This window comes from Prauserella alba (genome assembly GCF_024171735.1).
Classification (GTDB): Bacteria; Actinomycetota; Actinomycetes; order Mycobacteriales; family Pseudonocardiaceae; genus Prauserella; species Prauserella alba.
Genome location: NZ_JAMTCH010000003.1, coordinates 1,081,668 through 1,104,229 on the forward strand (window position 1 = coordinate 1,081,668; position 22,562 = coordinate 1,104,229).

22 protein-coding genes are annotated in these 22,562 nt (G+C 70.8%); 20 read left to right on the plus strand and 2 right to left on the minus strand.

The features are described from left to right. The first annotated feature begins 45 nt into the window (after nt 1-45). The 20 genes from LY12_RS04890 (at nt 46) to LY12_RS04985 (ending at nt 19,729) form a co-directional block, all read left to right on the plus strand. Nucleotides 46-1,164 carry an NDMA-dependent alcohol dehydrogenase gene (locus tag LY12_RS04890; protein WP_253853521.1) on the plus strand — a complete coding sequence of 373 codons (1,119 nt, stop codon included), beginning with the start codon at nt 46-48 and terminating at the stop codon, nt 1,162-1,164. Nucleotides 1,165-1,176: 12 nt separating this feature from the next. Further along, complete coding sequence (locus LY12_RS04895; protein WP_253853523.1) at nt 1,177-1,605, plus strand: nuclear transport factor 2 family protein; 429 nt, start codon at nt 1,177-1,179, stop codon at nt 1,603-1,605. Further along, nucleotides 1,602-2,039 (plus strand): nuclear transport factor 2 family protein, encoded by a 438-nt coding sequence (locus LY12_RS04900; protein ID WP_253853525.1) that lies wholly within the window; start codon nt 1,602-1,604, stop codon nt 2,037-2,039. Before LY12_RS04895 ends, LY12_RS04900 begins: the two co-directional genes overlap by 4 nt. A gap of 106 nt (nt 2,040-2,145) precedes the next feature. Continuing rightward, complete coding sequence (locus tag LY12_RS04905; protein ID WP_253853527.1) at nt 2,146-2,562, plus strand: nuclear transport factor 2 family protein; 417 nt, start codon at nt 2,146-2,148, stop codon at nt 2,560-2,562. 33 nt (nt 2,563-2,595) lie between these two features. Beyond that, the gene (locus LY12_RS04910; RefSeq protein WP_253853529.1) at nt 2,596-4,191 is read left to right on the plus strand and encodes a class I adenylate-forming enzyme family protein; all 1,596 of its coding nucleotides are present in this window, start codon (nt 2,596-2,598) and stop codon (nt 4,189-4,191) included. Then, the gene (locus tag LY12_RS04915) at nt 4,184-4,687 is read left to right on the plus strand and encodes a MaoC family dehydratase N-terminal domain-containing protein (RefSeq protein ID WP_253853531.1); all 504 of its coding nucleotides are present in this window, start codon (nt 4,184-4,186) and stop codon (nt 4,685-4,687) included. The genes LY12_RS04910 and LY12_RS04915 overlap by 8 nt, the downstream gene beginning before the upstream one ends. Next, the gene (locus LY12_RS04920) at nt 4,684-5,190 is read left to right on the plus strand and encodes a MaoC family dehydratase (protein ID WP_253853532.1); all 507 of its coding nucleotides are present in this window, start codon (nt 4,684-4,686) and stop codon (nt 5,188-5,190) included. Before LY12_RS04915 ends, LY12_RS04920 begins: the two co-directional genes overlap by 4 nt. Next, a complete protein-coding gene (locus LY12_RS04925) occupies nt 5,183-5,608 on the plus strand; it encodes an acyl-CoA thioesterase (RefSeq protein ID WP_253853533.1) in 426 nt (141 codons plus the stop codon). Before LY12_RS04920 ends, LY12_RS04925 begins: the two co-directional genes overlap by 8 nt. A 272-nt stretch (nt 5,609-5,880) precedes the next feature. Next, nucleotides 5,881-7,341 carry an aldehyde dehydrogenase gene (locus LY12_RS04930; RefSeq protein WP_253853534.1) on the plus strand — a complete coding sequence of 487 codons (1,461 nt, stop codon included), beginning with the start codon at nt 5,881-5,883 and terminating at the stop codon, nt 7,339-7,341. A gap of 120 nt (nt 7,342-7,461) precedes the next feature. Then, entirely contained in the window at nt 7,462-9,141 is a 1,680-nt protein-coding gene (locus LY12_RS04935; RefSeq protein WP_253853535.1) for an FAD-dependent oxidoreductase, read from the plus strand. A gap of 49 nt (nt 9,142-9,190) precedes the next feature. Then, nucleotides 9,191-10,375, plus strand: a complete 1,185-nt coding sequence (locus tag LY12_RS04940) for an ABC transporter substrate-binding protein (protein ID WP_253853536.1) — start codon at nt 9,191-9,193, stop codon at nt 10,373-10,375. A 46-nt stretch (nt 10,376-10,421) separates the two neighbouring features. Next, complete coding sequence (locus tag LY12_RS04945; RefSeq protein WP_253853537.1) at nt 10,422-11,312, plus strand: branched-chain amino acid ABC transporter permease; 891 nt, start codon at nt 10,422-10,424, stop codon at nt 11,310-11,312. Beyond that, on the plus strand, nt 11,309-12,229 hold the full coding sequence (locus LY12_RS04950) for a branched-chain amino acid ABC transporter permease (protein ID WP_253853539.1): 921 nt from the start codon (nt 11,309-11,311) through the stop codon (nt 12,227-12,229). The genes LY12_RS04945 and LY12_RS04950 overlap by 4 nt, the downstream gene beginning before the upstream one ends. After that, nucleotides 12,229-13,023 (plus strand): ABC transporter ATP-binding protein, encoded by a 795-nt coding sequence (locus tag LY12_RS04955; RefSeq protein ID WP_253853540.1) that lies wholly within the window; start codon nt 12,229-12,231, stop codon nt 13,021-13,023. The genes LY12_RS04950 and LY12_RS04955 overlap by 1 nt, the downstream gene beginning before the upstream one ends. Next, a complete protein-coding gene (locus tag LY12_RS04960) occupies nt 13,016-13,744 on the plus strand; it encodes an ABC transporter ATP-binding protein (protein WP_253853541.1) in 729 nt (242 codons plus the stop codon). The genes LY12_RS04955 and LY12_RS04960 overlap by 8 nt, the downstream gene beginning before the upstream one ends. After that, a complete protein-coding gene (locus LY12_RS04965) occupies nt 13,741-15,465 on the plus strand; it encodes an AMP-binding protein (protein ID WP_253853542.1) in 1,725 nt (574 codons plus the stop codon). Before LY12_RS04960 ends, LY12_RS04965 begins: the two co-directional genes overlap by 4 nt. Continuing rightward, the gene (locus LY12_RS04970; protein WP_253853544.1) at nt 15,455-16,225 is read left to right on the plus strand and encodes an enoyl-CoA hydratase/isomerase family protein; all 771 of its coding nucleotides are present in this window, start codon (nt 15,455-15,457) and stop codon (nt 16,223-16,225) included. Before LY12_RS04965 ends, LY12_RS04970 begins: the two co-directional genes overlap by 11 nt. Nucleotides 16,226-16,340: 115 nt before the next feature. Beyond that, nucleotides 16,341-17,837 (plus strand): aldehyde dehydrogenase family protein, encoded by a 1,497-nt coding sequence (locus LY12_RS04975; RefSeq protein ID WP_253853546.1) that lies wholly within the window; start codon nt 16,341-16,343, stop codon nt 17,835-17,837. 33 nt (nt 17,838-17,870) lie between these two features. Then, a complete protein-coding gene (locus LY12_RS04980) occupies nt 17,871-18,659 on the plus strand; it encodes an SDR family NAD(P)-dependent oxidoreductase (protein ID WP_253853548.1) in 789 nt (262 codons plus the stop codon). Between the two features lie 29 nt (nt 18,660-18,688). Then, nucleotides 18,689-19,729 (plus strand): LLM class flavin-dependent oxidoreductase, encoded by a 1,041-nt coding sequence (locus tag LY12_RS04985; RefSeq protein ID WP_253853550.1) that lies wholly within the window; start codon nt 18,689-18,691, stop codon nt 19,727-19,729. Nucleotides 19,730-19,991: 262 nt separating this feature from the next. Here the strand turns inward: LY12_RS04985 and LY12_RS04990 are convergent, their stop codons facing one another. Together LY12_RS04990 and LY12_RS26065 are read right to left on the minus strand one after the other, a co-directional pair. Further along, entirely contained in the window at nt 19,992-21,140 is a 1,149-nt protein-coding gene (locus LY12_RS04990) for an NAD(P)/FAD-dependent oxidoreductase (protein ID WP_253853552.1), read from the minus strand. Then, complete coding sequence (locus tag LY12_RS26065; RefSeq protein WP_253853553.1) at nt 21,137-22,387, minus strand: cytochrome P450; 1,251 nt, start codon at nt 22,385-22,387, stop codon at nt 21,137-21,139. The genes LY12_RS04990 and LY12_RS26065 overlap by 4 nt, the downstream gene beginning before the upstream one ends. Nucleotides 22,388-22,562: the final 175 nt, after the last annotated feature.

Sequence of the window (22,562 nt, forward strand, 5' to 3'; positions counted from 1 at the left end):
GCGCCGCAGGCGGCGACGCTCCACACCGGACCGAAAGGACGATCGATGAAGACCAAGGGCGCGCTCCTGTGGGAGCCGGGAACGCAATCGGGCTGGTCGGTCGAGGAGATCGAACTCGACCCGCCGAAGCAGACGGAGGCGACGGTGAAACTCGCCGCGTCGGGCATCTGCCACAGCGACGACCACCTCGACACGGGCGACATCCCGCTCGACTGGGCCCCGATCCTCGGCGGGCACGAGGGTGCCGGGGTGGTCACCGAGGTCGGTGACCACGTGGCCGAGCTGCAGGTCGGCGATCATGTCGTCTGTTCCTTCCTGCCCTCGTGCGGCAAGTGCTCGATGTGCGTCGCGGGCAAGGCCAACATGTGCGCGCTCGGGGCGGGCGTGCTCGCCGGGACGTCGCCGGACGGGACGCACCGCATCCACGCTCGTGGGCAGGGCGTCGGCGCCATGTCGTACCTCGGCACGTTCGCGCCGTACGTCACGGTTCCCACAGACGCACTGGTGAAGATCGACAAGGACATTCCGCTCGACAAGGCCGCGCTCATCGGGTGCGGCGTGCCCACGGGGTGGGGCTCGACGATGTATGCGGCCGAACTGCAGCTCGGCGACGTCGTCGTGATCTTCGGGGTCGGCGGTGTCGGCATGAACGCCGTCCAGGGCGCCCGGCACCGTGGCGCGAAGGCGATCATCGCGGTCGACCCGGTGGACTACAAACGAGAGCGGGCACCGGAGTTCGGTGCGACGCACACCGCGGCCACGGCGGCGGAAGCGGCGCAGCTCGTCGACAACATGACGAACGGGCAGGGCGCCGACCGGGTGATCGTCACCGTGGGAGTCGCCTACGGCTCGATCCTCGAACCGGCACAGGCGATGACCCGGCGCGGCGGTGTGCTGGTGTTGACGGCGGCGGCTCCCGTGCTGCAGCGCGACGTCGAGTTCGACATGTTCACGTTCGCGATGTCGGGCAAGCGGTTGCAGGGCACGCTCTACGGCTCCACCAACGCGCGCAACGACATCCCGCTGATCGCCGACCTGTACCGGCGCGACGAGATGAAGCTCGACGAGCTGATCACGCGCACCTACGCGCTGGAGGACATCAACACCGCCTTCCAGGACCTGCGCGAGGGCAAGAACATCCGCGGCGTCATCGCCTACGACTGAGGGCGGCAGGCGATGGACGAGCAGACCGCCGCGCGGCACGAGATCATGGAACTGTCACACCGATACGCCCGTGGCCTCGACCGCTTCGATCCGGCAGAGGCGTTGTCGGCGTTCAGCGACGACGCCGTGTGGGACGCGACGCCGGTCGGGTTGGAGCGCTTCGAGGGCAGGGAGGCGATCCGCGGCTTCTTCGAACGGGACGCGGCGGCGGTGGCCGACCAGTTCCACATCATCACCAACCACATCGTCGAGTTCGACGGCCCGGACACCGCCCGCGGCACGAACTACGTGTTCTCCGAGGGGCATTCCACCTCGGGCGCGAAGTTCCGGGCGGCTGCGCTCAACGAGGACACCTACGTCCGCACCGCGGCCGGGTGGCGGATCTCCTCCCGGGTGATCTCGGCACTCACCCCGCCGGAACTGGAGGGCTTCGAGGCATGACCGCAACGGCCGACACCGACATCGGACGCAGGCTCATCACCGCCTATCTCGACGCGGTGGGATCGCTCGACGTCTCCGCGATCCCCGGGCTGTTCCACGAGGACGGTGTGCTCGACATCCCGTACGCCCCCGAGGGAATTCCGGCGCGGTTGCGGGGCCGCGCGGCGATCGCGGAGTTCTATTCGGGTCTGCCGGACCTGGTGACACCCATGAACTTCGCGTCGTACCGGATCAACGAGCTCGACGTTCCCGGCGAGTTCGTCGCCGAGTACACATCGGACGCCTCGGTGCGGACCACCGGGCTGCCGTACCGCAACACCTACATCGCGCGGGTGACGGTGCGGGGCGACCGGATCGCCCGGTTCGCCGAGTTCTTCGATCCGATCCCGCTGGTCGTCGCGCTCGGCGGCACGGTCACGCCCGCGGGGTCCTGACCCGCCCGACTCGCACCGACCCGCTCCGGCCGGCTCGGCCGGCCGCATGGCGCAACCCCGTCTGCACGAGAACTCCGTATCCCCACCAGAACCAGGAGGCCGGAACATGGGAATCGCCGACGAACGTGCCGCGATCGAGAACTTGCTCGGCGTGTACACCTTCGCCTACGACGAGAACGACATGACGGCGATGGCCGGCTGCTTCACCGCCGACGCCGTGATGTCGATGCGGGTCGCCGACGGCGACCTGGTCGGCCCGTTCGAGGGCCGGGACCAGATCGTGGGCCTGATGGAGAAGTCACTGGCGTCGCAGGACGACCAGCGCCGTCACCTGGTGTCGAACGTGGTCGTGCGCGACCTCACCGACAGCAGCGCCACGGTGACGTCCTACCTGACGTTGATCTCCATCGCAGGGCAGACGCTCACCGTGCTGTCGACGGCACGCTACGAGGACGAGCTCGCCCGCGAGGACGGCGCATGGCGGTTCACCCGGCGGCACGTGCAGCTCGACCTGCCGTACTGACGTGACCGGGTCCAGGGACGGATCGGAGGAACCGTGGCCAATCAGGGTTTGATCCCCGCGAAGTGGGCGGCGCTGACGCCCGGCGGGCAGGCGATCTACGACGTGACCGCCGAGCGGAGGCTCACCTGGCGGCGGTTCGACGATCTCGTGCGGCGGCTGGCCAACGGTCTGCTCGCCCGTGGGCTGGCGCCGGGGGACCGGGTCGCCGTGCTGTCGCGCAACTGCGTGGAGTACCAGGCGCTGTACTTCGCGGCGGGCCGTGCCGGGCTGGTGCTGCAACCGCTGAACTGGCGGCTCGCCGCACCCGAGCTGGCCACGATCGTGGCCGACGCCGCCCCGCGGGCGCTCATCGCCGAGGCCGAGTGGTCGGGCGTGGTCGACGAGTTGTGCCGCACGGTGGACGTGCCGCACGTGCTGCGGTTCGGGCCGGACGGCGACGGCGGGCTGGAAGAGCTCGTCGAGGCCGCCTCGGACGAGGAACCCGCCTTCTCGGCGAAGATCGGTGACGACGATCCGTTCTTCATCCTCTACACCGGCGGCACGACCGGGCAGGCGAAAGGTGCCCTGCACTCGCACCGGAGTGCGGCCGCCGGGATGCTGAACCAGACGGTCGCCGAGCGCATCGTGCCCTCCGACGTGTACCTGCTGACCGGACAGCTGTTCCACATTCCCGTCGTGCTCGCGATGAACTATCTCAAGCACGGCTGCCCGCTCGTCATGATGAACTTCGAGGCGAAGCGGGCACTGGAGGTGATCGAGGCCGAACGGGTGTCGGCGCTGCTCGGCATCACCACGATGCTGAACTGGATGATGGCCGTCGAGGGGTTCGAGCGGTACGACCTCTCGAGCCTGCGCAACATCCAGTACGGTGGCGGCCCGATGCCCTCGGCGATCGTGCGCCAGGCCCTGGAGGCGTTCCCCTGCACCCTGATCCAGGGGTACGGGCAGACCGAGGGCTCGACGATGTGCTTCCTGTCGCAGGAGGATCACACGTCCGCGGTCGCGGGTGTCCGCCCGGAGCGGCTGCAGTCCTGTGGCCGAGAGGGTTTCGGCACGCAGGTGCGGGTGGTCGACGAGACCGGCCGGGACGTGCCGCAGGACGGGCGCACACCGGGGCAGATCATCGTCCGGTCCGAGGCGAACATGCTCGGCTACTGGAACCGGCCCGACCTGACCGCCGAGACGCTGCGGGGCGGGGGCGCCCCCGACAGCAGGGGCGTCGCCACCCGGGGAGGGTGGATGTGGACCGGCGACATCGCGACGTGGGACGAGGACCGCTACGTCTACATCGTCGACCGCTCGAAGGACATGATCATCTCCGGCGGCGAGAACATCTTCAGCGTGCAGGTCGAGGAGGCCATCGCACGGCATCCGGCGGTGCTGGAGTGCGCCGTGATCGGCGTGCCCGACGACGAGTGGGGCGAGTCGGTGAAGGCCGTCGTCGTGCTGAAATCGGGACAGCGTGTCACGGAGGAGGAGATCATCGAACAGGCGCGGAAGCACCTCGCCGGGTACCAGAAGCCGAGATCGGTCGACTTCGTGACCGAGTTGCCGAAGGCCCCGACGGGCAAGATCCTCAAACGGGAGCTGCGTGAGCCCTACTGGGCAGACAGGGAGCGGGATGTCTGAGCCGGCGGGCGAGAGGCCCGAGGTGACGGCCGACGACGTCGCCGCGCAGGTCGGCCGGTCGTTCCCCGGCGGGGAGTTCACCGTCGAGCGGTGGTTCGCGTGGCTGCTGGCCGACGCGGCGCTGGAACAGCCCCGCGCGTCGGTGTCGGACGGAGCGGTGCCGGAGGGATCGGGCGACGAGCTCGCGCATCCGTTGCTGGCGTGGACCGCGGCGACGCAGGCGATGGGCGTCACGTGGGACGAGCTGTTCGCGTGGTTCGGTTCGAGTGCCGACGACGGTCCGATGTTCGGCGAGCACGAGACGGTGTGGCATGCGCCGATGCGCGTGGGCCGCACCTATCTCGTGTCCGGTGAGATCACCTCGGCCGATCGCAAGTCCGGCCGCAGCGGGATGTTCGACGTGATCGGCTACGCGTTTCGGCTGCACGACAAGGAGGGCGGCGCCCATGTGGCCGACTGCTGGAACTCGCTGATCCTGCCGAGGAGGCACTCGTGAGCGGCCAGGACGACGACGTGACGGCCCGCCCGGGAGACGATGCGGCCGTGGCCCGTCGCGGCGGGCCGCTCGCGCCGGGCATGCGGCTACCGGACCGGGACGTACCGGAGGTCGACGCCGGGAGGATGAAGACCACGGCGGCGTTGCTGCGGGATCCCACGCCGATCCACTGGGACACCGCGGCGCTGCGGGAGCTCGGCATGGGCGAGCGCGCGATCAACCAGGGGCCGCTGAACATGGCGTACGTGATGAACATGTTGGCAGGGTTCGCGGGCGGGCACGACCGGGTGCGGAGGCTGCGCGTGCGCTTCCGCGGCAACGTGCGTGCGGGCGACCGGCTGCGCGCGGGCGGCGTCGTCACCGGCGTGCGCCCCGGGCAGGGCGAGCGCGGCGGCGAGACCCTGTGCGACTGCGACGTCGAGCTGTCCGTAGTGGACGGCGACCCGGTGCTGACGGGCACCGCGACCGTGGCACTGCCGGAGGAGGGGAGCGACGATGAGTGACCGGGACCGGCTGGCGTTCCAGCTCAGTTACGGCGACTGCGACGCGGTGGGCATCGCGTACTTCGCCATTTACTACCGGTGGATGGAACGCACGTACACCTCGTGGCTCTACTCGCACGGCCTGCGTAGCGGGGACCTCGAGCCGGACCTGGGGATCGTGACGGTCGGCGTGAGCTCGGGCGCGACGTACCACCGCACGGCGGAGGTGTTCGACGAGCTCGTCTGCCAGGCGGTGCTCGACCGGATCGGCACCTCGTCGTACACGGTCGGCTACGAGTTCACGTGCGACGACGAGCTCGTCACGAGGGGGTTCATGACGTATGCCTGCCGGGACGTGTCGTTCGCGAAGGCGCCGGTGCCGGAGCGGCTCGCGGGCATCCTGCGGACACTGCCGTCGCCGCGGTTCGACGTGACGTAGGCCGTCAGGCGACCGGAGTCGCCCGGTTGCCGAGCGCGGTCGGGACCACGCCGCTGCGGAGGGGAGTTTCTCCCCGCCGCAGCGGCGTTTTCGTGTGCCGTCCACGACCTTCCCCGTTCCCGCATCGGCGATCGACCCGGGGCGTAATTCATGACAATAAATCCTATGAAAGGCATTGACTTGGACCTGGTCGCGAGCCAAGGTTGTTAGCGACGTCACCGCGCACCGCCGCCGGTGACGGCCAGGTTCGGCACTCGCAAAGGAGCGCGTCCATGACCTCGACGGTGCACGCACCCGAGACCGTGCGGAGCTTTTCGAAGCTGTTCATCGGCGGCCGCTGGGTCGACCCCGCAGGCGACGGTGTCATCGACGTCGTCTCGCCGGTGACCGAGGAGCGCCTCGCGACGGTGCCGGACCCGACGCCCGCCGACGTCGACGCCGCTGTGGCCGCGGCGCGGAAGGCGTTCGACCACGGGCCGTGGCCCCGGATGACGCCCGCGGCGCGTGCCGCGGTGCTGACCAGGGTCGGCGCCGAGGTCGAGAAGCGCTTCGGCGACATGGCTGCCTCGTTCACCGCGGAGATCGGCGCCCCGTCCGCGGTGAGCGAGGCTTTCCACCAGAACGCGCTCAAGATGTGGGCCGATGCCTCGACCCTGCACGAGCGGTTCGAGTTCGAGGAGGAACGTTCCTGGGAGGGCGGCCACGGGGTGCTGGTCCGCGAACCGGTCGGTGTCGTCGCCACGATCATCCCGTGGAACGGCCCGGTGGCCACGGCGTCACTGAAGATCGGCCCCGCGCTCGCGGCCGGCTGCACGGTCGTGCTCAAACCCGCACCGGAAGGGCCGGTGAGCCTGTACCTGCTGGCCGAGGCGCTGGAGGCCGCGGGATTGCCCGAGGGTGTGATCAGCGTGCTGCCCGGTGGCCGCGAGGTGGGCGAACACCTGGTGACCCACCCGGGCGTCGACAAGGTTGCCTTCACCGGCAGCACCGCCGCGGGCAAGCGGATCATGAGTCTGTGCGGCGAACGGATCACGCGCGTGACGCTCGAACTGGGCGGGAAGTCGGCCGCCATCATCGCCGACGACGTGCCGCTCGACGACGTCCTGCCGACACTGGCGTTCGCCGGGATCGGTCACTCCGGGCAGGTGTGCGCCGCGCTGACCCGCATCCTGGTACCGCGCGGCCGCCAGGAGGAGCTGCTCGCGGCGCTCGTCCCGACGTTCGAAGGCCTGAAAGTCGGTGATCCCGCCGATGGCGACACCGTGCTCGGCCCGCTCGCCGCCGAGCGGCAGCGTGACCGGGTGGAGGGCTACATCAAGCTTGGTCTCGACGAGGGCGCCCGGCTCGTCACCGGTGGTGGGCGGCCGGACGGTGTGGATCGCGGCTGGTTCGTCGAGCCGACCGTGTTCGCCGACGTGCGCAACGACATGCGCATCGCCCAGGAGGAGATCTTCGGCCCCGTCATCTGCGTCATCCCGTTCGACGACGTCGACGAGGCCGTCGCGCTGGCCAACGACTCGGACTACGGACTCTCCGGTGCGGTGTACGCCCGCGACGCCGCCGAGGGGGAGCGGATCGCCCGCCGCATCCGCAGCGGCCAGGTGTCGGTCAACGGCTGGGACATGTGCGTGGTGCAGCCGTTCGGCGGTTACAAGCAGTCGGGCCTCGGCCGCGAGGGCAACGTCGAAGGCCTCGGTGCCTACCTCGAAACGAAGTTGATCCAGCGCCGGTGACCCACCGGTGACCGGCACCGTGACCGTTCCGGGCTCGCACCCACGGCCCGGGACCGGGCTCGCCGCCCACGCTCCGCCGCTTCCGACTCCAGTCAACCCGCGCGAAAGGAACAACGACCGATGGTTGATGCGAACGAACCGGTGATCGTCGTCGGGGCGGGCCTGTCCGGGTTGGCCACGGCCCTCGGTGCCGCGGTCCGCGGCCGCGACGTGATCGTGTTCGAGGCTGCGGACCAGGTCGGCGGTGCGGCCGCCTATTCGGGCGGCCAGGTGTGGATCGGCGCCAATCCGGTCGCCGCGCGGGAGGGCATCGAGGACTCGGTGGAGCTCACCGAGACCTACGTGCGGGCCATTGCCCAGGAGGACCCCGAGGTGCTCGACGAGAAGGCGATGCTGCGCTGGATCCGGACCGGTCCGGACGCGATCCGCTACTGGGAGGAGCTCGGGGCGATCCGCTGGAAGGTCATTCCCGGACTCGCCGATTACCACAACGAGGCCGAGGGCGCGCTGCCCGTCGGCAGGTACCTCACGAACGAGGTGATCGACGGCAGCGTGCTCGGCGCCTGGCGCGACAAGCTCCGTGTCAGCCCGTACTTCCCGGTCGGCACGACCTACGACGAACTCATGACGAAGGGCCGCCGCGCGACCTATGTGGACTCCGAGGAGTCCCGTTCGGACAAGGCGGACCACGCGGGAGTGCCCGCGTTCGGTATCGCAGGCGGCCGTGCGTTCGGCGCGGCAGAGGGATCCGACCCGCTCACCTTCGGCACCGGTGTCGTGGCGAGTTTCCTGCACCGCGTGCTGCAGGAGGACCGGATCGAGATCCGCCCCTCCCACCCGGTGACCGATCTGCTCACCGACGGCGACCGGGTCGTGGGCGTGCGCGCCGAGGGCCCGGCCGGTCCGGTCGAGGTGCGCGGCCCGGTCGTGCTGGCGACGAGCACCTACGACTGGAACTCCGACCTCGTCCGCGAGATGGTCGACCTCGAACCGGAGGACTTCGGCAGCGTCGCGCCGGAGTCGCTGCGCGGGGACGGCATCACCCTCGCCCGCGGCGTGGGCGCCGCCATCGCGAAGATCCCGGCGACGAGCGTGCCGATGCTGCCGGGGTGGCGATCCCAGGTCGGCACCGGGTACGGCTACGGCCCCGAGTACGCCATGCCGCACACGATGATCGTCGACGCGGCGGGCAATCGCTTCTGCAACGACTCCTACTGGGTCGACATCGTCGCCAAGACGCTTGCTCCCGGCGATCGGCACCTGCCGTTCTTCCTCGTCTGGGACGACCAGCACCGGCAGAAGTACGGACTCGCCGCCACCCCGCCCGGCGGCGAGTACCCCGAAGGCTGGGTCACCTCCGCCCCGACGCTGGCCGAGCTCGGCGCGCGACTCGGCATCGACGGTCCGCAGCTGACCAGGACGGCCCAGCGGTTCAACCACTACGCCGCTCAGGGAGAGGACCCCGACTTCGGCCGCGGCACCGTCACCTACGTCAACACGTTCGCGGGCGATCCCGAGAACACGCCGAGCCCGGTCCTCGGACAGCTGACCGAGGCGCCGTTCCACGGGCTGCGGCTGAAGTTCGTGGGCACCGGCATCGGGTCCAGCGGCGTGCACATCGACGGTGACGGACGGGTGCTCGACCCCGACGGCGCCGTGATCGACGGTCTCCACGCCGTGGGCTCGTGCGCGGCACTGACCACGACCGGAACCGGCTACAACAGCGGGTTCGCACTCGGCCGCGGCGTGACACTGGCCTACCTCGTCGCCGGTGAACTGGCCGGCGAGCCGGTCCCGTGACTCCGCGGCGGCACGACACATCCCCACCGACACAGGCAGGAGGACGAGCATGCGGGTTCCCCACCGGTGGCGCCGGCTGCGGCGCGCCACCGCATGCGCTCTCGTGGCCGTCGCCGCGGTCTCGATGAGCGGCTGCGACGCGGCACAGGGCGGTATCGCCACCGAGGAAGGCATCCCGAAGGAGATCAAGCTGCTCGGCGTGCGCGACCAGACCGGCCCGGTGGCCTATGCCGGCATCGGCGGCGCCCGGGGCGGCAAGCTCGCGATCGCCGAGATCAACCGCTCCGGCTTCCTCGGCGACGGCGTGAAGCTCACCATCAAGGAGATCGACACGGCCGGGTCGATCGAGACGGCGTCGGCCGAGATGGCGCAGGCGACCGCCGACCGGACCGTGCACGCGATCATGGGGCCGACCCAGGGACAGCAGGCCGCGACGGTCGCGCCGATGGTGGAACGCGCCCAGGTGCCGACGATCTTCACGCAGGCCGGTTCCGACGGCGTCGTCATCAACGACTACACGTTCCGGGCGACGGCGCCGATGGCCTCGTACTACAACCTGGCGACCGAGTACCTCGCCGACAAGGGGCTCGGCGACGTCAGCGTGCTGTACAACGCGACGTACCCGACGTTCGCGGAGATCGGCGAGGGGTCCTTTCCGAAACAGGCGGACCGGCACGGGTTGGACATCGTCTCCAGCACGCCCGTGCAGTCGACCACCCAGGACTTCACGACACCGGTGCGGTCGATCGCGGGCGAGGACCCGGACGCCGTCGTGATGCTGCTGACCGAACCGCAGTCGGTCACCGCGCTGACCCAGTTGCGCCAGGCCGGTTACGACGGCCAGGTGATGGGGACGTCGGTGCAGGGCGGCGGCAATCTGAAGGAGGCGGGCAAGCACGGCGAAGGCGTGATCTACCCGACCGACTTCTCCCCGGCACTGACGGGCGAGAAGGCCCGGGACTTCGTGGCGGCGTTCCAGCAGCGCTTCGGGCGGAAACCGGACGTCTACGCCGCCGAGGGCTACGACGGCATGTGGTGGTTGGCGCGGGCGATCAAGGCGTCCGGCTCGGCGAGCCGTGAGGGCATCAAACGCGGGCTGCAGCAGGTCGCGAAGGAAGGCTTCGACGGCGTGATGGGCGAGCTCACCTTCGAGGGCAACGACATGCGCGTACCGGGTGTGCTCGTGCGCTGGAACGGCACGAGCGAGGAGCTCGTGTCCGGCGGTGCGTCATGACCCGCCGCATCGGACGTGACCCGCGTTCCGGAGGGAGGTGCCGGTCATGGCCCAGCACATCCTGAACGCCGTCGCCCTCGGATCGGTGTACCTCGTGTTCGCGCTCGGCATGGCGCTCGCGTGGAGCACGATCGGGATTCTGAACTTCGCCCACGGTGCGACGTTCATGTTCTCGGCGTTCACCGCCCACGTGGTGACCCAGCACGTCGCGCTGCCGATGCCGGCCGTGGTGCTGGTCGCGGTCGCGGCGGGCGCGCTGATCGCGACGCTGACGCAGGTGCTCGCATTCGGGCCGATCATGCGCAGGGCGACCGATCACCGGTCGGCCGAACTGCGCATCCTCATCGGCGGCATCGGTGTCGCCGCCATCCCGCTGGCGATCGCCGAGCGCGTGACGGCCAGTGCGCCCTTCGGGTTCCGTGGGAGCACCTACCAGGCGCAGGTGTTCGAGATCGCCGGACTGCGCATGACGACGACCGTGCTGGTGATCGTCGTCGCCGGCATCGGTATCGGCGTGGGCGTGTGGCGCTGGCTGGCGACGTCGCGGCAGGGCCTGGCCCTGCGGGCGATCGGCGTCGACTCCGAGACGGCCTCGTTGATGGGCGTCGACCGGTCGACGCTCGCACTCGGCACGATGGCGACCGCGGGGGCGCTCGCGGGGCTCGCGGGTGCCTTGCTGACGTTCCAGCTCGGCGCGATCGCTCCCGCGAGCGGTGATCAGCTGCTCATCAAGGCGTTCGCGATCGTCGTGCTCGGCGGTCTCGGCAGTATGGGCGGCGTCATCGTCGGCGCGTTCGTGCTCGCGGGAGCGGAGACGTTCGTGCTGGCGATGAACCAGGGCACCTGGGTCGACGCCGTCTCCTTCGGACTGATCTTCGCCGTGCTCCTGCTGCGCCCGCAGGGCCTGTTCGGCAGGAAGGAGGTGCGGCGGACATGATCGACTGGTACTTCTCCCACATCGTGCTCATCCAGAGCACGCTGACGACGCTGCTGCTGGCGCTGAGCGTGCAGGTCCCGTTGCGAGCCGGCGTGTTCTCGTTCGCCGGCGTCGGGTGTTACGGCATCGGCGGCTACATCGCGGCGATCGGCATGGTCCACTACGGACTGTCGACCGCCACGGCGATCCTGCTGGCCGCGGTCGCCGGCGGGGTTGTTGCGTATGCGCTCGGGTTGCTGATCCAGCGGCTCACCGGGCTGTACCTCGCGATGGCGACCGTGGCGTTCACCCTGATCATCTCGGTGCTCGTGGTCAACGGCGGCGACCTCACCGGTGGCGCGGCGGGACTGTTCGGCGCACTCGGCATGCTCGACACGGGGCACCTGCTCGCGGTGGCCGCCGTCGTGGTGGCCGCGCTGACGTTCACCGAGCTCGGTCCGCTGGGACGCCGGGTCGAGGCGGTTCGCGAGGATCCCGAACTGGCCTCGGCGATGGGCATCAACGTCGCGCGGTACCGGCGCGCCACGTTCGCCGTCAGCGGGGTGCTCGGCGGGCTGGCGGGCTCCATGACCGTGTTGCTGCGGTCGACGGTGACCCCGGACGACATCAACTTCCACCTCGTCGTGCTGGCACTGACGATCATCATCGTCGGCGGGTCGCGCTCGTGGATCGGCGCGCTCGTCGGCACGGTGATCTTCGTGTGGATGCCGGAGATGCTGGCGTTCGTGGGCGAGTGGGAGGACGTCGTGTACGGCGTGCTCGTCGCCGCGGCGGCCGTGTACCTGCCCGGCGGCGTCACCGGGGCCGTCGTCGACGGCTACCGCACGTATCGCAGGAAGCGGCGGGAGACGGCCGACTCCCCGCCGGACGCACCGCCGCCGCAGCCGGCGGCGGCCGCCGTGGGAGGTGATTCCTGATGGTATCCGGCACGGTCGAGGACGTCGGCGAGGCGCGTGACGCCGCTGCGACGGAGTGCGTGCTGCGCGCCGCCGACGTCGCCGTCCACTTCGGAGGCGTGAAGGCGGTCGACGGCGTGTCGATCGAACTGACGGCGGGACGGATCTTCGGCGTCCTCGGCCCGAACGGCTCGGGCAAGAGCACGCTGCTCGCCGCGCTGACCCGGCTCGTCCCGCTGACGCGGGGCAGCCTCGAGTTCGAAGGCAGGCGCTACGACACGGTGCGGCCGCACACGATCGCGGCGCGCGGGGTCGCGCGGACGTTCCAGACGGTGCGGATCCTGCCCGGCCGCACGGTGTTCGACAACGTCGCGCTCGGCGCGGAGTCGGCCGGCTCCGCGGGGAAGGCGGAGCGCAGTCGTGCCCGGCAGCGGGTACGCACCGCGATCGAACGCACGGGACTGGCGGGCAAGGAGCGCCACCGCCCGGACGAACTGTCGTACGGCTACCAGCGGCGCGTGGAGATCGCGCGGGCCATCGCGAGCGAACCGACGTTGCTGCTGCTGGACGAGCCGACGGCGGGCATGAACCGGCAGGAACGCGACGACATCACCGGATTGCTCGGCGATCTGCGCGGCGAGGGCCTGACCCAGCTGCTCATCGAACACGACGTGCAGATGATGGTCGAGGCCTGCGATCACCTGTTCGCCATGAACTTCGGCGAGCTGATCGCCGGCGGCGAGCCCGAGGCGGTGGTGCGGCATCCGGCCGTACAGGAGGCCTACCTGGGAACGCAGGGGAGGGCACATGCTTGACGTCGCCGAGCTGCACGTCAGTTACGGGCCGGTGCACGCGGTCCGCGGGGTGTCGTTGGCTGCCGAGGCGAAGCGGATCACGCTCGTGCTCGGCGCCAACGGTGCGGGAAAGTCGACGAGCCTGCGCGCGATCTGCGGCCTGCAGCCCGCCGGCGGCGGTTCGGTGCGCCTGGACGGCGTGGAGCTGCTGGGTAAGCGGCCCCACCGCATCGTCAGGGAGGGCATCAGCCTCGTCCCCGAGGGCAGGCGGATCTTCGCGTCGCTGTCGGTCGCCGAGAACCTGCGCATCGGCGGGTACACCGCGGTGCGCTCGCGGGTGGGAGCGCTGACCGACGAGGTGTACGACCGGTTCCCCATTCTCGCGCAGCGGCGGGACATGCCCGCGGGGCTGCTGTCCGGCGGCGAGCAGCAGATGCTCGCGTTCGGCAGGGCGCTGATGGGCGAGCCCCGGGTGATGCTGCTCGACGAGCCGTCCATGGGTCTCGCGCCGGGCATGGTCGACACGGTCCTGGAGAGCGTGCGCGCCATCGCCGATTCCGGCATCGCCGTGCTGATGGTCGAACAGAACGTCGAGGCGGGCCTGGCGGTCGCCGACACGGTGTCGATCGTGGCGCGCGGCGAGGTGGTCCGCAGTGGCGAGGCGGAGCAGCTCCGGCAGGACTCGTCGGTAGTGCACGCGCTGCTCGGGGAGGCGGCCCTCGCCGAGGAGGGCACGGCATGAGCACGTCCGCCCGGCCCACCGAGTCCACCGAACACGCCGAGCCCACCGAACACCCCGAGCCCACCGGTTGCGACGCCCGGGCGCGCACCACCGCGTGCACGTTGGGCGGCTGGCTCGGGGAAGCGGCCGGTGCGGCGCCCGCCGATGCCGGCGTGCTCGTCGACGGTGCCCGGCTCGGCTACCGGGAGCTCGACGCGGGTGCCGACCGGGTGGCGGGCGGCCTCGCCGCGCTCGGCATCGGGCACGGCGAGCGGGTGTGCGTCGTGCTGGACGCGTGTCCGGAGTTCCTCACGGTGTGGTTCGGCCTGGCACGGCGCGGGATCGTGGAGGTGCCGTTGAACCCGGAGGCGGGGGAGTACCTCCTGGGGTACTACCTGGCCGATTCCGGTGCCACGGCGATCGTGTGCGACGTGCGGTACGAGGACGCCGTGCGCGCCTGTCTGCCGCCATCGGTGCGGCACATCGTCGTCGTCGGCGAACGCGACACCGGCGGCGGCGCGGACGGCGCTGCGAATGGTGCTGCGGACGGCGATTCGCGCCACGGTGCGGCAGCGGCGCCGGACGGGGTCGCGCGGCACCGACTGTCCGATGTGGAGGAGATGGGTGCGGCGGCGCGCGTGAGCCCGGCAGCGGTGTCGCCGGACGACCCGGCGGTGATCCTCTACACCTCCGGCACGACCGGGCCGCCGAAGGGCGTGGTGCTGAGCCATCAGGCCAACGTGAACCTCGCCCGGCACACGGTGACGCTCATGGGATACACGCCCGCCGATCGGCTCTACAGCGTGTTCCCGCTGTTCCACAGCAACGCCCGGTACTGCAGCGTGATGGCCGCCCTGGAGGCGGGCGCGGACCTGGTGCTGCACCGCCGGTTCTCGGCGAGCCGGTTCTGGGATATCTGCCGGGAGCATCGCATCACCGCGTTCAACTACCAGGGCGCGATGATGCGGATCCTGTTCAACCGGCCGCCGCGATCCGGCGACGCCGACAACCCTGTGCGGGCCGGGTTCGGCGCGCCGTGCCCGCGGGAGATCTTCACGGCCTTCGAGGAGCGCTTCGGTGTCCGGCTGACCGAGATCTTCGGCAGCACCGAGGTGTCGATCGTCACCGACATGCCGCCGCAGCGCCGCCGGATCGGGACGTCCGGTCAGGCATCGGCGAACTACGAGGTGGCCGTGGTGGACGAGCGCGACGAGCCGCTGCCGCCGGGGCAGCCAGGGGAGATCGTGGCCCGTCCGCGGAAGCCGGGCTGGATGTTCGACGGCTACCACCGCATGCCGGACGAGACGGCCCGCAGCTGGCGGAACCTGTGGTTCCACACCGGCGACCGCGGCTACCTCGACGAGGACGGCTACCTGACGTTCCTCGACCGGCTCAAGGACACCGTGCGGCGCCGCGGCGAGAACGTCTCGTCGTGGGAGGTCGAACGGGTCGTGGCCGAACACCCGTCGGTGGCGGGTGTCGCGGCGTACGGCGTGCCGTCCGCACTGTCCGAGGAGGACGTCATGGTGGCCGTCGTGCCGGCCGACGGGAGGACCGTGGAACCTGCCTCGCTGATCCGGCACTGCGAGCGGCGGCTGACGACGTTCGCGATCCCGCGGTACGTGCGCGTGCTCGACGCCCTGCCGCTGACGCCCAGCCAGCGGGTGGAGAAGTACAAGCTACGGGCCGACGGCGTGCCCCCAGGAACGTTCGACCGGGAGGCCGGCACCGATGACCGTTGAGCTCACCCGCTTCGAACGCACCGAACCGCGGCCCGGCGTCGTCGTGCTGACGATGTCCCGGCCCGCGAAGCTGAACGCCATGGACCAGTCGTGGTTCCGGCAGCTGCGGGACGTGATGGACACGCTCGGACACGGCGCCGAGGACCACGTGCGGGCCGTGGTGCTGACCGGGTCCGGCCGGGCGTTCTCCGCGGGCGGCGACATCGACATGTTCGCCGGCCTGGACGGGGACGTCGGTCGGGTGCGGCCCCATCTGCGGCTCGTGTACGACGCGTTCCACGCGGTGGAACGGTGTGCGGTGCCGGTGATCGCCGCGGTCAACGGCGTCGCCTACGGCGGCGGCACCGAACTGGCGCTCGCGAGCGACGTCGTGCTCGCGGGCGAGTCCGCGCGGTTCGCGTTCAAGGAACCCACGGTCGGCCTGATGCCGGGCTACGGCATCGTCCGCGGCCCGGACGTCATCGGGAGGCACTGGACGCGGTACCTGGCGCTCAGCGGTCGGGACGTCGACGCCGAACGGGCCGAGCGCATCGGGCTGGTGCAGGAGGTGCACCCGGACGGCGAACTGCTCGAACGGGCGGTGGGGCTGGCGGGCGAGATGGCGGCCCACCCGCCGTTGGCGGTGCGGGTCGGCAAGGCGTTCGTCAACCGCGCCACGGGTGGCGGTTTCGCCGAGTCGGTGGAGGCGACGTCACTGCTGTTCGGCACCGAGGATCACCGCGCCGCGGTGCGGACGTTCCGGGCTGCGCGTGGCAGGTGATGTGCACGCATTCGAGTTTCCCGCGCACGACGACAACTGTCGCACGGCCGCGCAGCCTGCCTAGGATCCATCCGGGGTGGTCGGCGGCCGTCAACGAGGACACGAAGGAGCAGGCATGAGTGGCCTGGACACGCGGAGTAAGAGCACCTACATCGACGGCGCGTGGCGCGACGGGGAGTCCGGCGAGACCTACACCTCGTGGAGCCCGTCGACCGAGCAGGCGGTCGGCACCGCTCAGCTGAGCTCTCCGGAGCAGGTGGACGCCGCGGTCGCGAGTGCGCGGACCGCGTTCGAGGGTGAGGCCTGGCGTTCCTACGGGCCGAAGGACCGTGCGCGCGTGGTGACCCGACTGGCCGATCTGCTGGAGAAGAACACCGAACCGCTCGCCCGGCTGATCGCCGACGAGGTCGGCACCCCGATCGCCGCCGCGCGCGGCATGCAGGTCGGTGGCCCGGTCGAAGCGCTGCGGTGGTACGCCGAAATGGCCGAACGAGGTCCTCGTGGTGGGTACTCGCACGCGTTGCCGTTGTACGACAAGCCGGTGCTGTCGACGAGCCTGTTGCGCTACGAACCGGCCGGTGTGCTGGCCGCCCTGCCCGCCTACAACTATCCGATCAACCTGCTCGCCTGGAAGCTCGGCGGTGCGCTCGCCAGCGGGTGCACCACCGTGGTGCTGCCGTCGCCGCAGGGCATGCAGACGACGTTGCGCGTGTTCGAACTGCTCGAGGAACTCGACCTGCCGCCGGGTGTGGTGAACCTCGTCGTCGGCGGACCGGATGTGGGCCGGCGGCTCACCGGGCACCCCGACGTGAACCTCGTGTCGTTCACCGGGTCGGACGCGGTCGGCGGGCAGGTCATGTCGCAGTCGGCGCTCGGTTCGCTGTCGAAGGCCGTCCTCGAACTCGGCGGCAAGAGCCCCAACATCATCCTGCCGAGCGCGGATCTCGACTCGACGGTCGGGCCGTCCATCCTGCGGTTCGCGCGCAACGCGGGTCAGGGCTGCGCGGCGTGGAGCAGAGTGCTGGTGCCACAGGACCGGCTCGACGAGTTCTGCGAGAAGGCCGACGCGTTCATCAGGACGATCGCCGTCGGCGACCCGCAGGAGGACGCGACGGTCGTCGGCCCGGTGATCTCGGCCGACCACCGGGCGAAGGTCGAAGGCATGGTGTCCGGCGCGGTCGCCGCGGGCGCCACGGTGGCCGCAGGCGGCGGGCGGCCCGACCTGCCTGCGGGCCACTACCTCAACCCGGCGATCCTCACCGGCGTCGACGTCGACGCCCCGATCGCACAGACCGAGCTGTTCGCCCCGATCGCGATCGCGCTGCCGTACTCCGACGTCGACGAAGCGGTGCGACTCGCCAACGCGACGTCGTACGGGCTGGCCGCGAACGTCTTCGGCCCGCTGGACGAGGCGATGCCCGTGGCCGAGCGCCTGCGCTCGGGGACGGTCACGATCAACGGCGGTGCCGGCATGCGGCCGGACGCGCCGTGGGGCGGCCCCGGACGAAGCGGCGTCGGCCGCGAACTCGGCGAGGACGGCTTCGCCGAGTTCTTCGAGGTCAAACACATCCAGTGGCCGCTGGCGGGGGTCACGCGCCCGCCGGGCACGTGACCGCCGTTCCCCGAACAATCCACAGTGGACCACATGTCGCAGATCGGAGAATTCACCATGCTGCTCAAGAACAGGACCGCGCTCATCACCGCGGGCGGCTCGGGCATGGGCCGCGCCGCGGCGGAGGCCTTCGCCGCGCAGGGAGCGCACGTGATCGTCGTCGACGTCGACGAAGGCGCCGCCAAGGACGTCGTGGGCACCGTCGAGGCGGCGGGCGGCAGCGCGCGGGCCGAGGTCGTCGACGTCCGCGACCTGGACGCGCTGAAGTCGCTCGCCGAGCGGGTGCAGTCCGAACACGGGTCGCTCGACGTGCTGTACAACAACGTCGGCATACCCGGCGCCGCGGGCACGGACCTGGCGCTCGAGGACTGGGACGCGCTCATCGAGATCAACGCCCGTGCGAGCTTCTACCTGACCAATTACCTCACCGACGCCCTGCGAGCCTCGGGCAACGCCTCGGTGATCTTCACCAGCTCCAGTTCGGGGCTGGTCGGCTCGCCGTACAGTCCGCTGTACTCGTTCACCAAGGGCGGCATCATCGCGCTGGTGCGCTCGCTGGCGCTGGCGCTGGCTCAGGACGGGGTGCGGGTGAACGCCATCGCTCCGGGGTCGGTCGACACGCCCGGCCTGCCCGCGTTCTTCCGGACGAACACCGAGGAGGAGCTGGCCGAGCGCAAGAAGGCGTTCTTCGCCCAGATCCCGATGGGCCGCCCGTCGCAGCCCGAGGAGATCGCCCAGGTCGCACTGTTCCTCGCCAGCGACATGGCGAGCTTCGTGACGGGCGTGACGATCCCCGTCGACGGCGGCATGACGGCCAAGTAGCGAGCACCGCCCACACCGAAGGAGGAACCGTGGAATTCGGCATCCTGATGGGAGATCAGCCGGTCGCGTCGTCGGCCAGGGAACACCTCGACCTGATGCTGCGCAAGGCCGAGGCCGCGCAACGGGCCGGGTTCACGTACCTGACGATCGGCCAGCACTTCCTCTACGACGGGTTCCGCTGGTTCCAGCCCGTGCCGCTGCTGGCACGCCTGGCCGCCGAGCTCGACGACCATGTGAAGATCGGGACGACCGTCCTCATCGGACCCGTGCACCATCCGGTGGTGCTCGGCGAGGAACTGGCCACACTGGACGTCGTCACCGGCGGGCGGCTCGTGGTCGGGCTCGGCACCGGCTACCTGCCGCAGGAGTACGCCACCATGGGTGTTCCGTTCGATCAGCGCTATCGGCTGCTGGAGGAGCTGATCGAGGTCATGACGGCGATGTGGTCGCAGGACCGCGTGAGCCATCACGGCCGGTTCTGGCAGATCGACGACCTGCCGACGCATGTGCATCCGCTGCAGCAACCGCGGCCGCCGGTGTGGCTGGGTGCGATGCGGGAGACCGGTGTGCGCAGGGCCGCACGCCACGGCGACGTCTGGACGATCACGCCGCAGCAGACGATCGACCAGGTCGACGCGCTCATCCGCACCTACGCCGCCGAGCGTACGAGCCGCGGCCTGCCGTTGAACCCGCTGCCGTTGCGGCGCGAACTGATGATCGGCGACGGGTTCGACGACGCGGTGGCGCGGTTTGCCGCCGTGGCGCGCGGCAAGTACGAGGCCTACGCGGGCCGCGGCATGACGCTGCTCGGTGACGACGAGGTGCGCAACTTCGGCGACACCGTGCGCGACCATGTCATCCTCGGCGACGCGGAGACGTGCCGGACACAGATCGCCGACATCGCGGCCGCCCTGCCGGTCGGCCCGCTGCTGGTGCGACCGCACTGGCCCGGCATGGACGCCGAGCAGACCGAGGCCTACCTCGAGCAGGTCGGCCGGGAGATCGTCGCCCCGCTGCGGGATCTCGAATCGCGTTCGTTCGCCGATTTCCTGGAGACGCCTGCCGCGTGATCGCCGGGCGGACGCCGTGCCGGACGCGCCAGGGGAGGAATATCGGTGCGCGTCCGGCACGCGAGCGGACGTGTTCGTGCCGTGTGCGGTGTTGCCGAGTGGCTTCGCGGAGCGGTGTCGCGGAGCGGTGTTTGCGGAGCGGCGTTGCAGGGCGGTGTTGCCGAGCGGTCTTACGGAGCGGCGGCCGGGAGACGTGCTGGGTGCAGGACACCCCGGGTCCGGATGCCGGACACGCGGTGCTGAGTGCAGGACACGCGTGGGTTCAGCGGGCTGCGGCCGGGGCGAGCGCGAGCTGTTTCCGCGCCGGGACCAGTTCCTTCATCCGGTCGACCCCGAGCCACGCGGTGAGGGTGCCGTCGGGTGTATGCCAGCGCACCACCGGTTTGTCGTCGTCGCTCGGGACGACCTCGGCGCGGTCGGCCGGGCCGTGGTGGCCGACGTACTGCACCTTGCGGCCGAACTGGTCCGACCAGAAGTACGGCACCGGGTCGTGCACCGGCAGGTCCGCATCGGGACTGCCCGCGGACCAGCCGACCAGCACTCGGGCGGCGACCGACGCGGCGGCACCCGCCTCGTCCCAGTGTTCGACCCGCAGGCGCGCGCCCGCGCGGGGCGACCAGCGCGCGGCGAGGTCGCCGACGGCGCACACCCCCGGCGCCGAGGTGCGCAGGTACTCGTCGACGTGCACGCCGTTGCCGACCTCGAGTCCGGACCCGGCGAGCCACCCGGTGGCCGGCCGGACGCCGACGCCGGTGACGACCACGTCCGCGGCGACCACCGAACCGTCCGCCAGTCGCACCCCGCCCGGGTCGACCGATGCGACCATGGTGTCGAGCCGCAGGTCGACATCGGACCACCACGGGGTGAACAGGGCGCCGACCTCGGCACCCAGTGCGGCCGACAGGGGAGCGGGACCCGCTTCGAGGCATGTCACCCGGCAGCCGGCCGCGAGGGCAGCGGTGGCCACCTCGGCGCCGATCCAGCTCGCCCCGATGAGCACGACCCGCGCCCCTGCGGTGAGCCGGGCACGCAACGCGAGCGCGTCGTGGAGCGTGCGCACCGTCAGTTGCTCGCCGTCGCCGGGCAGGCGCACCGGCTGGGCGCCGGTGGCCAGCAGCAGCGCGTCGTACGGCTCGTCGCCGGCGTCGGTGCGCACGACGTGCCCTGCGGTGTCGAGCCCGGTGGCCGTGACGCCCTCCCGGAACCGCACGCCGAGCGCGTCGACGTCGAACGGCAGCGGCGCGTCGTCGCGGTCGCCCCTGAGCACGGCCTTCGACAGCGGCGGCCGGTCGTAGGGAGCGTGGCGTTCCGCGCCGAGTACGACGAGCTCGCCGTCGAAGCCCGTGCGGCGCAGGCTCGCGCAGGCGCGGGTGGCCGCGAGGCCACCACCGGCGACGACGATCCGGGTCATCGGCCCGAGCCGAACAACGGCTCCCCGCGGCGCTGCCCGGGCGTGAACCGGCACGGGATCGAGTGGAACCCGGCGTTGGTGCCCTGGTCCGGATAGGTGACGAGGCCGTCGAGGTCGACCTCGTAGTCCGGCATCCGCTCCAGGACCTGGCTGATCATCGCGCGCGCCATCGCCCGGCCGAGGTGGGAACCGGCGCAGCGGTGGACGCCGAGGCCGAACGCCATGTGGCGGTTGGGCCAGCGCGTGATGTCGACCCGGTCCGGCTCGTCGAACTGCTCCGGGTCGCGGTTGGCCGACGCCCAGCTCAGCAGCGCGCGGTCGCCGGCGTGGACGTGGACGCCCTGGAACTCGGCCTCGCGCGTGATCGTGCGCGCAAGCGCCTGCGTCGGGGAGAACACCCGGAGGAACTCCTCCACCGCGACGTCGAGCAGACTCGGGTCGTCGATGAGCCGCTGCCGCTCGCCCGGGTTCTCGTACAGCCACACCAGCGACTGCGTGACCAGTGAGGCCGTCGTGCCGACGCCGCCGGAGATGAGCAGTTCGAGGATCGAGTAGATCTCGTCGTCCGACATCGACCGGCCGTCGATCTCGGCGCGGATGAACTCGCTCGTGGCGTCGTCGGACGGGTTCTCGCGCCGCTTCGCGATGTGTGCGCGGACGGTCTTCTCGACCCACGGCACCGCGACGTCGCGGGCGTGGTTGTACTCCTCGGAGCCCGGAGCGGCCGAGACGAGCGTGTGCATCGCGTCGACGTACCGCTTGTACTCCGAGGCGTCGAGGCCGAGCCAGTCGACGGTCACGGCCGCGGGCACGCCCGCGACGAAGGCGAGATCGGCCTCGCCGCTCTCGATGATCTCGTCGATGAACCCGGTGACGAACCGGTCGATGACGGGGTCGAGTTTCTTGACCGCGGCGGGTGCGGTCACCTTGTTCACGATCTTGCGGTAGCCGCGGAACGTCGGCGGGTCGAGTTCGATCGGGATGTGGAACGCCGTCGGGGCCTTCGGGATGACGATCGCCAGGCCTTCGCCGCCGGATTCGTGCCGCGCGGAGGAGAACAGATCGTCGTCGCGCGAGGCCTCGAAGACGCTGGCGTAGTCGCCGAGGACCCAATACCCGCCGTGTGCCTCGGTCCAGGCGACCGGGTGCTCGGCCCGGAGCTGGCGATAGGTGCCGACCGGGTCCGCCGCGTGTTCCGGGGAGTGGTGGTCGAACGCGGCGATCGGACTACGAGCCTGCTCGGTCACAGCGCATCCCTCCTTTGGGCTTTCTCTGATAATAGTTATATGACTGCCCCAGTCAAGGCTCGACCTTTCGCCGGTTCTCTGATAATGGTTATATGTGAACAACGTGGGCATGGCGGAATGCTCACCCGGGGCCGGAAGGGCTCCGGCTCGTTCCCGAAGCAGCGTCGCACGGAGG

Bases quoted from the DNA above. Each gene is read 5' to 3' on its own strand.
- LY12_RS04975 (WP_253853546.1), top strand. From the start codon at position 16,341: ATGAGTGGCCTGGACACGCGGAGTAAGAGCACCTACATCGACGGCGCG.
- LY12_RS04990 (WP_253853552.1), bottom strand. From the start codon at position 21,140: ATGACCCGGATCGTCGTCGCCGGTGGTGGCCTCGCGGCCACCCGCGCC.
- LY12_RS04940 (WP_253853536.1), top strand. From the start codon at position 9,191: ATGCGGGTTCCCCACCGGTGGCGCCGGCTGCGGCGCGCCACCGCATGC.
- LY12_RS04950 (WP_253853539.1), top strand. From the start codon at position 11,309: ATGATCGACTGGTACTTCTCCCACATCGTGCTCATCCAGAGCACGCTG.
- LY12_RS04895 (WP_253853523.1), top strand. From the start codon at position 1,177: ATGGACGAGCAGACCGCCGCGCGGCACGAGATCATGGAACTGTCACAC.
- LY12_RS04960 (WP_253853541.1), top strand. From the start codon at position 13,016: ATGCTTGACGTCGCCGAGCTGCACGTCAGTTACGGGCCGGTGCACGCG.
- LY12_RS04930 (WP_253853534.1), top strand. From the start codon at position 5,881: ATGACCTCGACGGTGCACGCACCCGAGACCGTGCGGAGCTTTTCGAAG.
- LY12_RS04955 (WP_253853540.1), top strand. From the start codon at position 12,229: ATGGTATCCGGCACGGTCGAGGACGTCGGCGAGGCGCGTGACGCCGCT.
- LY12_RS04945 (WP_253853537.1), top strand. From the start codon at position 10,422: ATGGCCCAGCACATCCTGAACGCCGTCGCCCTCGGATCGGTGTACCTC.
- LY12_RS04970 (WP_253853544.1), top strand. From the start codon at position 15,455: ATGACCGTTGAGCTCACCCGCTTCGAACGCACCGAACCGCGGCCCGGC.
- LY12_RS04925 (WP_253853533.1), top strand. From the start codon at position 5,183: ATGAGTGACCGGGACCGGCTGGCGTTCCAGCTCAGTTACGGCGACTGC.
- LY12_RS04900 (WP_253853525.1), top strand. From the start codon at position 1,602: ATGACCGCAACGGCCGACACCGACATCGGACGCAGGCTCATCACCGCC.
- LY12_RS04965 (WP_253853542.1), top strand. From the start codon at position 13,741: ATGAGCACGTCCGCCCGGCCCACCGAGTCCACCGAACACGCCGAGCCC.
- LY12_RS04915 (WP_253853531.1), top strand. From the start codon at position 4,184: ATGTCTGAGCCGGCGGGCGAGAGGCCCGAGGTGACGGCCGACGACGTC.
- LY12_RS04905 (WP_253853527.1), top strand. From the start codon at position 2,146: ATGGGAATCGCCGACGAACGTGCCGCGATCGAGAACTTGCTCGGCGTG.
- LY12_RS04890 (WP_253853521.1), top strand. From the start codon at position 46: ATGAAGACCAAGGGCGCGCTCCTGTGGGAGCCGGGAACGCAATCGGGC.
- LY12_RS04980 (WP_253853548.1), top strand. From the start codon at position 17,871: ATGTCGCAGATCGGAGAATTCACCATGCTGCTCAAGAACAGGACCGCG.
- LY12_RS04935 (WP_253853535.1), top strand. From the start codon at position 7,462: ATGGTTGATGCGAACGAACCGGTGATCGTCGTCGGGGCGGGCCTGTCC.